Genomic DNA, 14,583 nt, shown 5'->3' with positions numbered 1-14,583 from the left:
ACCGACCAGTGACAACCATCACGCCCGATCCCGGGAACCGGAACGAGAACCACCGCAACGCCGGGCCCTCACTTCGCGAGAGGCCCGGTGAGCCCGGTACGCTCACCGCCGTGCCCCACGCTGATCAGTTCCAAACCACCCAGAAGGACGCCCCTGTGAACTACCCGGGAGCGCCCCGTCCGGATCGGCTCGGCCCGACGCCCCTCGGCGAGCTGGCGGCCCGGCTGGGAGCCGAACCACCGGGGACCGGCGAGGTCACCGGCATCACCCACGACTCCCGCGCGGTCCGCCCCGGTGACATCTACGCGGCCCTGCCGGGCGCCCGCTTCCACGGTGCCGACTTCGCCGCCCAGGCGGCCGGGCTCGGCGCCGCGGCGATCCTCACCGACCCGACCGGCGCCGAGCGGGCCGCCGCCACCGGACTGCCGGTCCTGGTCACCGAGGACCCGCGCGGCCGGATGGGCGAACTCGCCGCCGAGATCTACGGACGGCCCGGCGCCGGCCTGCTGCAGATCGGCATCACCGGGACCTCCGGCAAGACCACCACCGCCTACCTCGTCGAGGGCGGCTTCCGCGGCGCCGGGCGCGCCACCGGCCTGATCGGCACGGTGGAGACCCGGATCGGCGACGAGCGCATCAAGTCCGAGCGCACCACCCCCGAGGCCACCGACCTCCAGGCCCTGTTCGCCGTGATGCGCGAACGCGGCGTCGAGGCGGTGACCATGGAGGTCTCCAGCCACGCACTGGTGCTGGGCCGGGTCGACGGCTGCGTCTTCGACGTCGCGGTCTTCAACAACCTCAGCCCGGAGCACATGGAGTTCCACTCCGGGATGGAGGACTACTTCCAGGCCAAGGCGCAGCTCTTCACCCCCCGGCGCAGCCGGCAGGGCGTCGTCAACTTCGACGACGCGTACGGCCGCAGGCTGATCGCCGAGGCGTCCGTCCCGGTCGTCACCTTCTCGGCCGAGGGCCACCCGGACGCCGACTGGCGCGCCGAGGACGTCGAGGTCGGGCCGCAGGGCTCCGCCTTCACCGCCGTCGGCCCCAAGGGCGAGCGGATCGCCGCCGAGGCCCCGCTGCCCGGCCCGTTCAACGTCGCCAACACCCTCGCCGCGATCGTCACGCTCGCCGTCGCGGGCCTCGACCCGCAGACCGCGGCCGACGGAATCGCCGCCGTCCCGGGCGTCCCGGGCCGGCTGGAGCGCGTCGACGCCGGACAGGACTACCTCGCCGTCGTCGACTACGCGCACAAGACCGACGCCGTCGAGTCCGTCCTGCGCTCGCTGCGCAAGGTCACCCGGGGCAGGCTGCACATCGTCCTCGGCTGCGGCGGCGACCGCGACACCACCAAGCGCGGTCCGATGGGCGCCGCCGCCGCCCGGCTCGCCGACACCGCCGTACTGACCTCCGACAACCCCCGTTCCGAGGATCCCCTCGGAATCCTCGCCGCCATGCTCGCGGGCGCCGCGGAGGTGCCCGTCCACGAGCGGGGCGACGTCCTGGTCGACGCCGACCGGGCCGCCGCCGTCGCCGCCGCGGTCGCCCGTGCCGAGCCCGGTGACACCGTGCTGATCGCCGGCAAGGGCCACGAGCAGGGGCAGGACATCCACGGCGTGGTACGCCCCTTCGACGACCGCGTGGTCCTGCGCGCGGCCATCGAACGCTCCCTGGGACACGGCGGCACCGAGAACGCCGCCGACCACGCCCACACCCACGAGAACAACAGTCAGGGATGACCAAGTGATCGCCCTTTCCCTCGCCGAGATCGCCGAAATCGTCGGCGGGCAGTCGCACGACATACCCGATCCGGCAGCAGTCGTCAGCGGGCCCGTCGTCATCGACTCCCGGAAGGTGGAACAAGGCAGTCTGTTCGCGGCCTTCGCCGGTGAACGGGCCGACGGCCACGACTACGCGCAGCGCGCCGTCGAGGCGGGCGCGGCAGCCGTGCTGGCCGCCCGCCCCGTCGGCGTTCCGGCGATCGTCGTCGACGACGTCGTGGCCGCCCTCGGCGCGCTCTCCCGCGCCGTCGTCGCCCGCCTCGGCACCACCGTCGTCGCCCTCACCGGCTCCGCGGGCAAGACGTCCACCAAGGACCTCATCGCCCAGCTCCTGGAACGCAAGGGGCCCACCGTCTACCCGGCGGGCAACCTCAACAACGAGATCGGCCTGCCGCTCACCGCGCTGCGCGCCACCGAGGACACCCGGCACCTCGTCCTCGAAATGGGTGCGCGGTACATCGGCGACATCCGCTACCTCACCGGCCTCGTCCCGCCCCGGGTCGGCCTCGTCCTCAACGTCGGCACCGCCCACATCGGCGAGTTCGGCGGCCGGGAACAGATCGCCCAGGCCAAGGGCGAGATGGTCGAGTCGCTGCCCGAGGACGGCATCGCGGTGCTCAACGCCGACGATCCGCTGGTACGCGCCATGGCCTCCCGCACCAAGGCCCGGGTCGTCCTCTTCGGCGAGGCCCCGGAAGCGGACGTACGGGGCGAGAACGTACGTCTCACCGAGGACGGCCGCCCCGCTTTCGCGCTCCACACACCCACCGGGTGCAGCGATGTGACCATGCGCCTGTACGGTGAGCACCACGTGTCGAACGCGCTCGCCGCGGCCGCCGTCGCCCATGAGCTGGGCCTGTCCGCAGACGAGATCGCCGAAGGGCTCTCCGAGGCGGGCACCCTCTCCCGTTGGCGCATGGAGGTCACCGAGCGACCGGACGGCGTGACGTTCGTCAATGACGCCTACAACGCGAACCCCGAATCCATGAGAGCGGCGCTGCGCGCGCTGGTTGCCATGGGGAAGGGCCGTCGCACGTGGGCGGTGCTCGGCCCGATGGCCGAGCTGGGCGACGCCTCGCTCGCCGAGCACGACGCGGTCGGACGGCTCGCCGTCCGGCTCAACGTCAGCAAGCTCGTCGCGGTCGGGGGCCGAGAGGCCTCGTGGCTGCAACTGGGCGCATACAACGAGGGTTCGTGGGGTGAGGAGTCGGTGCACGTGTCCGACGCACAGGCTGCGGTCGACCTGTTGCGCAGTGAACTGCGCCCGGGAGACGTCGTGCTGGTGAAGGCGTCCCGGTCGGTCGGCCTGGAGCAGGTCGCCATGGCACTGCTGGGGAACGCGTCCGAGGGCGAGGTCGCCGGCCGATGAGGCAGATCCTGTTCGCGGGGGCCATCGGGCTCTTCCTGACCCTGGTCGGAACCCCGCTGCTGATCAAGCTGCTGGCCCGCAAGGGATACGGTCAGTTCATCCGGGACGACGGCCCGCGCACCCACGGGTCCAAGAAGGGCACCCCCACCATGGGTGGGATCGCCTTCATCCTGGCGACGATCATCGCGTACTTCCTCACGAAGGTGATCACCGGCGAACCGATGACGTTCTCCGGCGTGCTGGTGCTCTTCCTGATGGCCGGCATGGGCCTCGTCGGCTTCCTCGACGACTACATCAAGATCGTCAAGCAGCGTTCGCTGGGTCTGCGGGCCAAGGCGAAGATGGCGGGCCAGCTGATCGTCGGCATCGCCTTCGCGGTGCTCTCGCTCCAGTTCGCCGACTCCCGCGGCAACGCCCCGGCCTCCATGAAGCTGTCGTTCGTCACGGACTTCGGCTGGTCGATCGGCCCGGTGCTGTTCGTCGTCTGGGCGCTGTTCATGATCCTCGCCATGTCCAACGGCGTGAACCTGACGGACGGTCTGGACGGCCTGGCCACCGGCGCGTCGGTGATGGTCTTCGGCGCGTACACCTTCATCGGGCTGTGGCAGTTCCAGGAGTCCTGCGTCAACGCGGAGACCCTGACCAATCCCAACGCCTGCTTCCAGGTACGCGATCCACTCGACCTCGCCGTCGTCGCCTCCGCCCTGATGGGCGCCTGCTTCGGCTTCCTGTGGTGGAACACCTCGCCCGCCAAGATCTTCATGGGCGACACCGGCTCGCTCGCCCTCGGCGGCGCCCTGTCCGGTCTGGCGATCTGCTCCCGCACCGAGTTCCTGCTGGCGATCCTCGGCGGCCTCTTCGTGATGATCACCCTCTCCGTGGTCATCCAGGTCGGCTCCTTCAAGATGACCGGCAAACGGGTCTTCCGGATGGCACCGCTCCAGCACCACTTCGAACTCAAGGGGTGGTCCGAAGTCCTTGTGGTGGTCCGCTTCTGGATCATCCAGGGCATGTGCGTGATCGTCGGCCTCGGTCTCTTCTACGCGGGATGGGCAGCCGAGAAGTGAGCACAGTGGACTGGCAGGGAACCCACGTCACCGTCGCCGGACTCGGCGTCTCCGGAATTCCGGCGGCCCGGGTGCTGCACGGCCTCGGAGCCGTCGTCACGGTGGTCAACGACGGCGACGACGAACGCTCCCGCGCGCAGGCCGCCGAGCTGGAGGCGCAGGGCATCACGGTGCGCCTCGGCGACGGGGCGACCCTGCCCGAGTCCACCGAACTCGTCGTCACCGCCCCCGGCTGGAAGCCCGACAAGCCGCTGTTCGCCGCAGCGGCCGAGGCGGGCGTTCCGGTCTGGGGCGACGTCGAACTCGCCTGGCGGCTGCGCGGCCTCGACGGCCGGGAACCGGCCCCCTGGCTCGCGGTGACCGGCACCAACGGCAAGACCACAACCGTACGGATGCTCGCCTCCATCCTGGAGGCGGCCGGGCTGCGCACCGCGGCCGTCGGGAACATCGGCGTCTCCCTCCTCGACGCCGTCCTCGGCGACCGGGAGTACGACGTGCTCGCCGTCGAGCTGTCCAGCTACCAGCTGCACTGGGCGCCGTCGCTGCGCGCCCACTCCGCGGCCGTCCTCAACCTGGCCCCCGACCACCTCGACTGGCACGGCTCCATGGAGGCGTACGCCGCGGACAAGGGCCGGATCTACGAGGGAAACCGGGTCGCCTGCGTCTACAATGCGGCCGAGAAGGCCACCGAGGACCTGGTCCGCGAGGCCGATGTGGAGGAGGGCTGCCGCGCCATCGGCTTCACCCTGGCCACGCCGGGACCGTCGCAACTCGGTGTCGTCGACGGCATCCTCGTCGACCGCGCCTTCGTGGAGAACCGGCAGAAGCAGGCCCAGGAGCTCGCCGAGGTCACCGACATCGACCCGCCGGCCCCGCACAACATCGCCAACGCGCTGGCCGCGGCGGCCCTGGCCCGCGCCTTCGGCGTCGAGCCCGCGGCCGTGCGGGACGGCCTGCGGGCCTTCCGGCCCGATCCGCACCGCATCGAGCACATCGCGGACGTCGGCGGGGTCGCGTACGTGGACGACTCCAAGGCCACCAACACCCACGCCACCGAGGCGTCCCTCGCCGCCTACGACCCGATCGTCTGGATCGCCGGCGGCCTCGCCAAGGGCGCCACCTTCGACGAACTGGTCACCGGCGCCGCCGGGCGGCTGCGCGGCGTCGTGCTGATGGGACGCGACCGGGCGCTGATCCGCGAAGCCCTGGCGCGACACGCCCCCGAGGTCCCGGTGGTGGACCTCGACCGGACCGACACTGGGGCGATGTCCGAGGCGGTCCGCGAGGCGGCACGGCTCGCCCGGCCGGGGGACACCGTGCTGCTGGCCCCGGCCTGCGCCTCGATGGACATGTTCGTCAACTACAACAAGCGGGGCGAGGCGTTCGCGGACGCGGTGCGCGCGCTCGCAGCCGAGAGCGACTGACGGGCCCGGCCCCCGCGCCGTACTGTCCCGGACGACCGGGCGCGGGCGGCCGTCCGGGGGCCCCGGCCCTCGGCGGCGGCCCCGGGCACGCACAGTGGAGGGGACAGCGACCATGCCGGCCGACGAGAGCTCTGCCGTACCCCGCGGGGGCCGCCCACGGGCCTTTGCGGCCATCAGCCGGGCACTCGCCCCGCCGCTGCTCGCCGGTGCGGGCGCCCCGGTGCCGCCGGGGGCGGCTCTGCGGGTCCGTTCCGCGGCCGGGGCCCGGCGGCCCGCGGCGCCGCGGGCCAAGGGACGCTCCACCGGTTCCCCGCGTGCCCCCCGCGGCGGCGGGGCGCGACGGACCTACGAGCGGGTGCGCAGGGCCTGGGACCGGCCGCTGACCGCGTACTACCTGATCCTGGGCGCCGGCCTGCTGATCACCGTGCTCGGCCTCGTGATGGTCTACTCCGCCTCGATGATCAAGGCCCTGGAGCTGGGCAAGCCCGGCAGCTACTTCTTCCGCAAACAGTTCCTCGCCGCCGTCATCGGCGGCGGTCTGATGGCGCTCGCCGCCCGGATGCCCACCAAACTGCACCGTGCCCTCGCCTACCCGTTGCTCGTGGGAACCGTCTTCCTGATGGCACTGGTCCAGGTGCCGGGGATAGGGATGACGGTCAACGGCAACCGCAACTGGCTCTACCTGGGCGGCCCCTTCCAGCTCCAGCCCAGCGAGTTCGGCAAGCTCGCCCTGGTCCTGTGGAGCGCGGACCTGCTCGCCCGCAAACAGGACAAGCACCTGCTCACGCAGTGGAAGCACATGCTCGTACCGCTCGTCCCGGGCGCCTTCATGCTGCTCGGGCTGATCATGCTCGGCGGCGACATGGGCACTGCGATCATTCTCACGGCGATCCTGTTCGGACTGCTCTGGCTGGCAGGCGCCCCCACCCGGCTCTTCGCCGGAGTGCTCGGCTTCGCGGGAGCGATCGCCTTCCTGCTGATCAAGACCAGTCCGAACCGGATGTCCCGGCTCGCCTGCATCGGCGCCAGCGAACCGGGTCCGGGGGACTCCTGCTGGCAGGCCGTGCACGGCATCTATGCTCTGGCATCCGGCGGATGGTTCGGTTCCGGACTCGGTGCGAGTGTGGAAAAATGGGGTCAACTACCTGAACCGCACACCGACTTCATCTTCGCCATCACCGGTGAGGAACTGGGGTTGGCGGGGACGCTGTCGGTACTCGCCCTCTTCGCGGCTCTAGGCTATGCGGGTATCCGCGTGGCCGGACGCACGGAGGACCCCTTCGTGAGGTATGCCGCGGGAGGCGTGACCACCTGGATCATGGCGCAGGCCGTGATCAACGTCGGTGCGGTGCTCGGCCTGCTGCCGATCGCCGGTGTCCCGCTCCCGCTGTTCTCCTACGGGGGGTCGGCCCTGCTGCCGACCATGTTCGCGCTCGGGCTGCTGATCGCGTTCGCGCGACAGGAACCCGCCGCGAAGGCGGCCCTGGCGATGCGGAGGCCCGGGGTGAGATGGAAGACGATGAGACGGCGCGTCAAGAAGCGTCCGTCCGGAGAGCGGTGAATTTCGGTGCATGTCGTACTCGCCGGCGGGGGGACCGCCGGCCACATCGAGCCCGCGCTCGCCCTCGCGGACGCCCTGCGCAGGCAGGACCCGACCGTGGGGATCACTGCCCTCGGCACGGAGCGCGGACTCGAGACCAGGCTCGTACCCGAGCGGGGGTACGAACTCGCCCTGATCCCTGCCGTGCCGCTGCCGCGCAAGCCCACTCCGGAGCTGATCACCGTCCCGGGACGACTGCGCGGCACCATCAAGGCCGCCGAGCAGGTCCTGGAGCGCACCGGCGCGGACTGCGTGGTCGGCTTCGGCGGCTACGTCGCCCTGCCGGGCTACCTCGCCGCCAAGCGGGCCGGTGTGCCGATCGTCGTCCACGAGGCCAACGCCCGGCCGGGACTGGCCAACAAGATCGGCTCGCGGTACGCGCACGGGGTCGCCGTCTCCACCCCCGACAGCAAGCTCCGAGGCGCCCGCTACATCGGCATCCCGCTGCGCCGCACCATCGCGACCCTGGACCGCGCCAGGGCCCGCCCCGAGGCGCGTGCCGCCTTCGGCCTGGACCCCAACCTGCCGACCCTGCTGGTGTCCGGCGGTTCGCAGGGCGCGCGCCATCTCAACGAGGTGGTCCAGCGGGTCGCCCCGCTGCTCCAGCGTTCCGGGATCCAGATCCTGCACGTCGTCGGGCCGAAGAACGAAATGCCGCGCATCGACAACATGCCCGGGATGCCCCCGTACATCCCGGTACCGTACGTGGACCGGATGGACCTCGCGTACGCGGCGGCCGACATGATGCTCTGCCGCGCGGGCGCGATGACCGTCGCCGAACTCTCGGCCGTCGGGCTCCCGGCCGCGTACGTACCGCTGCCCATCGGCAACGGCGAGCAGCGGCTCAACGCCCAGCCGGTGGTGAACGCGGGCGGCGGTCTGCTGGTGGACGACGCGGCGCTCACCCCCGAGTGGGTGCAGGGCAACGTCCTGCCGGTGCTCGCGGATCCGCACCGGCTGTACGAGATGTCCCGCGCCGCGGCCGAGTTCGGCCGCCGGGACGCCGACGACCTGCTCGTCGGCATGGTGTACGAGGCGATCGCCGCACGCCGAGGCGCGTGAGGCGGGCGGTTCCGGGGGCGTCGCCCCCGGAACCGGCATAAGGAGCGAGCGTGGCCGGACCGACGACCGCCCAGCGCGGTGCTGCACCCCAGCGGGAGGACGCCCCGGCCCGCCCGCCGCGCCCCCGGCCCGAGGGGCGCCGACGACTCGGCCGCAGGCAGCTGATCCTGATCGGTGTGCTGGTGCTGCTGCTCGGTTCGGGCACGGTCTGGGTGCTCTACGGCTCCTCCTGGCTCCGGGTCGAACAGGTCGAGACGACCGGCGTCGACGTGCTGACCCCGGCGGAGGTGGAGGCCGCCGCGTCGGTGCCGATCGATGCCCCGCTCGTCTCCGTGGACACCGACGCCATCGCCGACCGGTTGCTCCGGAAGGTGCCTCGTATCGACTCCGTGGATGTCGTACGGTCATGGCCGCACGGAATCGGACTTAAGGTGACCGAACGGAAACCGGTCCTCTTGATGAAAAAGGGCACGAAGTTCGTCGAAGTGGACGCGAAGGGCGTCCGTTTCGCGACCGTGGACACCTCGCCCGGACGGGTGCCGCTCCTGGTGCTGACCCCCGACCGGTCGGCGAGTCTGCGACGCTTCGGCAGTGCCCGGCTGGTCCGGGAGGCGGTCCGGGTGGCGGGCGGGCTTCCGGACCGCGTCGCCAGGGACACCGAAGTCGTGCGGGTCACCTCGTACGACTCGATCTCCCTGGAACTCACCCGGGGGCGCACGGTGAACTGGGGCAGTGGTGAGGACGGGCCGGTGAAGGCGAAGGTCCTCACCGCTCTGATGAAAACGGCGCCCAAAGCGGGGCACTTCGACGTGAGTGCCCCCACCGCCCCTGCGGCGTCGGGTGGTTGACGAACATCTGGCCTGGCCAGCACCCTGGTTGGTCATCGCTACGGGTGATCACATAGGGTGAAAAGAAAAACGGGAGGTTCGGCGTGTTCGTTGAACGCGCGCCACTTGTCGACTTAGTGTCCTGTTCGGAAGAGTCCATGAAGCAGACACACTGGTAACCCTAAACTTCAACGTTAGGGTTTGGGTCGGCGTTTCGGACCGCCCCAATCGGCATCCGTCGTCGCGGCGGGAACACCGCGAAGCGACGACACGTAACTCGAGGCGAGAGGCCTTCGACGTGGCAGCACCGCAGAACTACCTCGCAGTCATCAAGGTCATCGGTGTCGGCGGCGGTGGTGTCAATGCCATCAACCGAATGATCGAGGTCGGCCTCAAGGGCGTCGAGTTCATCGCGATCAACACGGATGCGCAAGCCCTGTTGATGAGCGACGCCGACGTCAAGCTCGACGTCGGCCGTGAACTCACCCGCGGCCTCGGCGCCGGGGCCAACCCGGCCGTCGGTCGCAAGGCGGCAGAGGACCACCGGGAGGAGATCGAGGAGGTCCTCAAGGGGGCCGACATGGTCTTCGTCACCGCAGGAGAGGGCGGCGGCACCGGCACCGGCGGCGCACCCGTCGTCGCCAACATCGCCCGCTCGCTGGGCGCCCTGACGATCGGTGTGGTCACCCGCCCGTTCACCTTCGAGGGCCGGCGGCGTGCGAACCAGGCGGAGGACGGCATCGCCGAACTCCGCGAAGAGGTCGACACCCTCATCGTCATCCCCAACGACCGTCTGCTGTCCATCTCGGACCGGCAGGTCAGCGTGCTCGACGCGTTCAAGTCGGCCGACCAGGTGCTGCTCTCGGGCGTGCAGGGAATCACCGACCTGATCACCACGCCCGGTCTGATCAATCTCGACTTCGCCGACGTCAAGTCGGTCATGTCCGAGGCGGGATCGGCACTCATGGGCATCGGCTCGGCCCGGGGCGACGACCGCGCGGTGGCCGCCGCGGAGATGGCGATCTCCTCGCCGCTCCTGGAGGCGTCCATCGACGGCGCCCGAGGCGTCCTGCTCTCCATCTCCGGCGGCAGCGACCTCGGTCTCTTCGAGATCAACGAGGCCGCCCAGCTGGTGAGCGAGGCGGCACACCCCGAGGCGAACATCATCTTCGGCGCGGTCATCGACGACGCGCTGGGCGACGAGGTGCGGGTCACCGTGATCGCGGCGGGCTTCGACGGCGGACAGCCGCCGGCCCGTCGTGAGAACGTGCTGGGCGCGAGCTCCGCCAAGCGCGAGGAGACGACGTCGCCGGTCCGGCCCGCCGAACCGGTGCGCCAGAACGGCGGACTGGGCTCCGTGCCCCCGCGCGACGAGCCCAAGGCCCCGGCCGAGTCCGTCCCGGTCGCCGAGTCGCACCTGCCCCCGGTCACCGCGCCGCACATCCCGCCGGCCCGCCCCTACCAGGACTCGCAGGTCGAAGAGCTGGATGTTCCGGACTTCCTGAAGTGATAGTCCCGCACCACCCGGTTCCGGGGGAGCCCTCGGAAACCTCGGGGGGCCACGCGCACTTCGCCTTCACCGACAGGTGGGGCGGAGTGAGCGCCGCCCCGTACGAGGAGCTCAACCTCGGCGGCGCGGTCGGCGACGACCCGGCCGCCGTTCTGGCCAATCGGGGGCGCGCCGCCGGGGCCCTGGGCCTGGATCCGGCGCGTGTCGTCTGGATGAACCAGGTGCACGGGCGGGACGTCGCCGTCGTCGACGGCCCCTGGGAGGACGCCTCGCGGATTCCCGCCGTCGACGCCGTGGTGACCGCGCGGCGCGGACTCCCGCTCGCCGTGCTCACCGCCGACTGCACCCCCGTACTGCTCGCCGATCCCGTCGCCGGGGTCGCGGCGGCCGCGCACGCCGGCCGCCCCGGCCTGGTCGCCGGAGTCGTCCCCGCCACGGTCGAGGCCATGGTCGCGCTCGGCGCCGAGGTCTCCCGGATCGTCGCCCGTACCGGGCCGGCCGTCTGCGGGCGGTGCTACGAAGTCCCGTCCGGGATGAGGGCCGAGGTGGCAGAGGCCGTCCCGGCCTCCTGGTCCGAGACGAGCTGGGGCACCCCGGCCGTGGACGTCACCGCCGGGGTCCACGCCCAGCTCCGGGCCCTCGGGGTGACGGACCGGCAGGCCTCGCCGGTCTGCACCCTCGAATCGGGCGATCACTTCTCGTACCGCCGCGACCGCACCACCGGGCGGCTCGCCGGATATGTCTGGCTGGACGGATAGGGCATGACGGACCGTAGGGCTCAACTCGCCGGGAACCTGGCACGGGTGGAGGAGCGCATCGCCTCGGCCTGCGACGCCGCCGGCCGTGCGCGGGAGGACGTGACCCTCATCGTGGTCACCAAGACCTACCCTGCGAGCGATGTGCGGATTCTGCACGAACTCGGTGTGCGCCACGTCGCGGAGAACCGTGACCAGGACGCCGCGCCGAAGGCTGCCGAATGTGCGGATCTGTCGCTCACATGGCACTTTGTCGGTCAATTGCAGACGAACAAGGTTCGTTCTGTGACGAGTTATGCCGATGTTGTGCAGTCGATCGACCGGATTCGACTGGTCAACGCTCTGTCGGCGGCGGCCTCGCGTGAGGGCCGCGAACTCGGCTGCCTCGTCCAGGTCGCACTCGACGCGGAGAGCGGTGAGCGGGGGGAGCGGGGCGGCGTCGCGCCGGACGGGATCGAGGAGTTGGCCGCCGCGGTCGAGTCCGCGCCCGGACTGCGGCTCGACGGTCTGATGACCGTCGCACCGCTCGCCGGACCGTATGCCGGACGCCAACGCGCCGCCTTCGGTCGGCTGATGGAATTCTCATCCCGCCTGCGCGCGAACCATCCGGCTGCGAACATGGTGTCCGCGGGGATGAGTTCGGACCTTGAGGACGCGATCGCGGCCGGAGCGACACATGTACGCGTCGGTACGGCGGTACTCGGAGTCCGACCGAGGCTCGGGTAACGTCGCCAAGCGAGTCGGACCACAGCAGAAAATATGGTCAATCCCGCCGATGGCGGGCAGGCCACAGTGGATCGCGGGGCACTTGGTGACAGATGCCGATCCACCACAGAGCGGAGGATGCAGAGCATGGCCGGCGCGATGCGCAAGATGGCGGTCTACCTCGGCCTCGTGGAGGACGATGGGTACGACGGTCCGGGGTTCGACCCCGACGACGAATTCGAACCCGAGCCGGAGCCCGAGCGGGACCGGCGGCGGCACCAGCCCGCGCATCAGGTCGAGCGGGAACGTGAGCGCGAGCGGGACGAACCGGTACGAGCGGTGCAGCCTCCCGCACAGCGGGAGCCGGTTCAGATCCCGGCGGAAAGGGAGCGACCCGCCCGAATCGCCCCCGTGGCATCCATCACACCTGAACGCCCGAACATGGAGAAGAACGCACCGGTGATCATGCCCAAGGTCGTGTCCGAGCGGGAGCCGTACCGCATCACCACACTGCACCCCAGGACCTACAACGAGGCCCGTACCATCGGGGAACACTTCCGTGAGGGCACTCCGGTGATCATGAATCTCACGGAGATGGACGATACGGACGCGAAGCGACTTGTCGACTTTGCCGCAGGACTCGTCTTCGGTCTCCATGGCAGCATTGAGCGCGTGACGCAGAAGGTGTTCCTGTTGTCGCCTGCTAACGTCGATGTCACGGCGGAGGACAAGGCCCGCATCGCTGAGGGCGGATTCTTCAACCAGAGCTGAGAACACGACACCGGGAACGACCCGGCCGCGAGGCCGGAGCCAGAGAGCCAGGGGAGAGGGAAACGCGGGATGGGCGTCGCACTGCAGGTTGTCTATATCGCGTTGACGTGTTTCCTCATCGTGCTGATCTTCCGGCTGGTCATGGACTACGTCTTCCAGTTCGCACGTTCATGGCAGCCAGGCAAGCCGATGGTCGTCATACTCGAGGCCACTTATACGGTCACCGATCCACCGCTCAAGCTTCTGCGGCGGTTCATCCCGCCGCTGCGTCTCGGGGGCGTGGCACTCGACCTGTCCTTCTTCGTTCTGATGATCATCGTTTTCATCCTGAGAGGCATCGTGATCGGGTTGTGAGCGATACGGTCTTGCCGACTGCCGACGACTACGTAGAGGTGAAGAAGAGATGCCGCTGACCCCCGAGGATGTGCGGAACAAGCAGTTCACTACCGTCCGCCTCCGAGAAGGCTACGACGAGGACGAGGTGGATGCCTTCCTCGACGAGGTCGAGGCCGAGCTGAACCGCCTGCTCCGTGAGAACGAGGACCTGCGCGCCAAGCTGGCCGCCGCCACGCGTGCCGCCGCGCAGAACCAGCAGCAGCAGGCGATGCGCAAGCCGGAGCCGCAGGACCGGCCGGGGGCTCCCGTGCCCGCCGCCATATCGGGTCCGCCGGTCCAGCAGCAGCCCCCGCAGATGGGTCCCCCCCAGCTGCCCGGTGGTGCTCCGCAGCTGCCCGCCGGTCCCAGTGGTCATGGTCCTGGCCCCCAGGGTCAGCACGGCCCCGGTCCGCAGGGCCCGCACGGCCCCGGCCCGATGCAGGGCGGCCCCATGGGCGGCCCGATGGGCGGCTCGATGGGCGGTCCGATGGGCGGTCACGCCCCGCAGCAGCAGATGCAGCAGATGCAGCCGCCGCCGCAGATGCAGCAGCCCGGCCAGGGCCCCGGTGGCGACAGCGCCGCCCGTGTCCTCTCCCTCGCGCAGCAGACCGCCGACCAGGCGATCGCGGAGGCCCGTTCCGAGGCCAACAAGATCGTCGGCGAGGCCCGCAGCCGCGCCGAGGGCCTGGAGCGCGACGCGCGGGCCAAGGCGGACGCGCTGGAGCGGGACGCGCAGGAGAAGCACCGTGTGGCGATGGGCTCGCTGGAGTCGGCCCGCGCGACGCTGGAGCGCAAGGTCGAGGACCTGCGCGGCTTCGAGCGCGAGTACCGCACCCGCCTGAAGTCGTACCTGGAGAGCCAGCTGCGTCAGCTGGAGACGCAGGCGGACGACTCGCTCGCCCCGCCGCGGACCCCGGCGGCCGCCTCGCTCCCGCCGTCCCCCTCTCCGTCGCTGGCCCCGGCCGGCGCGGGTGCCATGGGGCACAGCATGGGCGGCAACCACGGCAACCACGGCAGCCAGCCGATGGGCGGCAACCCGTCCATGGGCGGTGGGCCCTCGTACGGCGGCCAGCAGCAGATGTCGCCGGCGATGACCCAGCCGATGGCGCCGGTGCGCCCGCAGGCGCCGCAGCCGATGCAGCAGGCACCTTCGCCGATGCGCGGCTTCCTCATCGACGAGGACGACAACTGAGCCGGGTGCGCGCGATGAGCGCGTAGCCGTCGGCAGGCTGAGGGCCGGGCCCCGGGGACTTCCCCGGGGCCCGGCCCTTTTCCCGTGGCCGTGGTCGTGGCCGGAACCGATGGGGGAACATGGCGGAGGCCCGCCCCGGAACAGGATC

At 70.8% G+C, this 14,583-nt stretch carries 13 protein-coding genes; all 13 read left to right on the top strand.

Annotated elements, in window-relative coordinates:
* Positions 1-8 precede the first annotated feature (8 nt).
* Complete coding sequence (locus tag ACF1CT_RS15810; RefSeq protein WP_391784384.1) at positions 9-1,736, top strand: UDP-N-acetylmuramoyl-L-alanyl-D-glutamate--2,6-diaminopimelate ligase; 1,728 nt, start codon at positions 9-11, stop codon at positions 1,734-1,736.
* A gap of 4 nt (positions 1,737-1,740) precedes the next feature.
* Positions 1,741-3,147 (top strand): UDP-N-acetylmuramoyl-tripeptide--D-alanyl-D-alanine ligase, encoded by a 1,407-nt coding sequence (gene murF, locus ACF1CT_RS15805; RefSeq protein WP_391784383.1) that lies wholly within the window; start codon positions 1,741-1,743, stop codon positions 3,145-3,147.
* A complete protein-coding gene (gene mraY, locus ACF1CT_RS15800) occupies positions 3,144-4,214 on the top strand; it encodes a phospho-N-acetylmuramoyl-pentapeptide-transferase (protein ID WP_391784382.1) in 1,071 nt (356 codons plus the stop codon). Before murF ends, mraY begins: the two co-directional genes overlap by 4 nt.
* Entirely contained in the window at positions 4,211-5,638 is a 1,428-nt protein-coding gene (gene murD, locus ACF1CT_RS15795) for a UDP-N-acetylmuramoyl-L-alanine--D-glutamate ligase (protein WP_391784381.1), read from the top strand. Before mraY ends, murD begins: the two co-directional genes overlap by 4 nt.
* A 112-nt stretch (positions 5,639-5,750) precedes the next feature.
* Complete coding sequence (ftsW, locus tag ACF1CT_RS15790; RefSeq protein ID WP_391784380.1) at positions 5,751-7,199, top strand: putative lipid II flippase FtsW; 1,449 nt, start codon at positions 5,751-5,753, stop codon at positions 7,197-7,199.
* A gap of 6 nt (positions 7,200-7,205) precedes the next feature.
* Positions 7,206-8,300, top strand: a complete 1,095-nt coding sequence (gene murG, locus ACF1CT_RS15785; protein WP_391784379.1) for an undecaprenyldiphospho-muramoylpentapeptide beta-N-acetylglucosaminyltransferase — start codon at positions 7,206-7,208, stop codon at positions 8,298-8,300.
* A gap of 50 nt (positions 8,301-8,350) precedes the next feature.
* Positions 8,351-9,148 (top strand): cell division protein FtsQ/DivIB, encoded by a 798-nt coding sequence (locus ACF1CT_RS15780; protein WP_391784378.1) that lies wholly within the window; start codon positions 8,351-8,353, stop codon positions 9,146-9,148.
* A 277-nt stretch (positions 9,149-9,425) separates the two neighbouring features.
* Positions 9,426-10,637, top strand: a complete 1,212-nt coding sequence (gene ftsZ / locus ACF1CT_RS15775; RefSeq protein WP_391784377.1) for a cell division protein FtsZ — start codon at positions 9,426-9,428, stop codon at positions 10,635-10,637.
* Positions 10,634-11,395: a peptidoglycan editing factor PgeF gene (gene pgeF / locus ACF1CT_RS15770; protein WP_391784376.1), complete on the top strand. Its 762-nt coding sequence runs from the start codon at positions 10,634-10,636 to the stop codon at positions 11,393-11,395. The genes ftsZ and pgeF overlap by 4 nt, the downstream gene beginning before the upstream one ends.
* Positions 11,396-11,398: 3 nt before the next feature.
* Positions 11,399-12,118, top strand: coding sequence for a YggS family pyridoxal phosphate-dependent enzyme (locus ACF1CT_RS15765; protein ID WP_391784375.1), 720 nt, complete (start codon positions 11,399-11,401; stop codon positions 12,116-12,118).
* Between the two features lie 126 nt (positions 12,119-12,244).
* Positions 12,245-12,868 carry a cell division protein SepF gene (locus ACF1CT_RS15760; RefSeq protein ID WP_391784374.1) on the top strand — a complete coding sequence of 208 codons (624 nt, stop codon included), beginning with the start codon at positions 12,245-12,247 and terminating at the stop codon, positions 12,866-12,868.
* A 69-nt stretch (positions 12,869-12,937) separates the two neighbouring features.
* Entirely contained in the window at positions 12,938-13,222 is a 285-nt protein-coding gene (locus tag ACF1CT_RS15755) for a YggT family protein (RefSeq protein WP_073788809.1), read from the top strand.
* A gap of 49 nt (positions 13,223-13,271) precedes the next feature.
* Positions 13,272-14,435 (top strand): DivIVA domain-containing protein, encoded by a 1,164-nt coding sequence (locus ACF1CT_RS15750; protein WP_391784373.1) that lies wholly within the window; start codon positions 13,272-13,274, stop codon positions 14,433-14,435.
* Positions 14,436-14,583 lie beyond the last annotated feature (148 nt).

It is taken from the genome of Streptomyces sp. NPDC014734 (genome assembly GCF_043083325.1).
Classification (GTDB): Bacteria; Actinomycetota; Actinomycetes; order Streptomycetales; family Streptomycetaceae; genus Streptomyces.
Note: the sequence above shows the minus strand (reverse complement) of the source record. Positions and strands in the feature narration are given on the sequence as shown.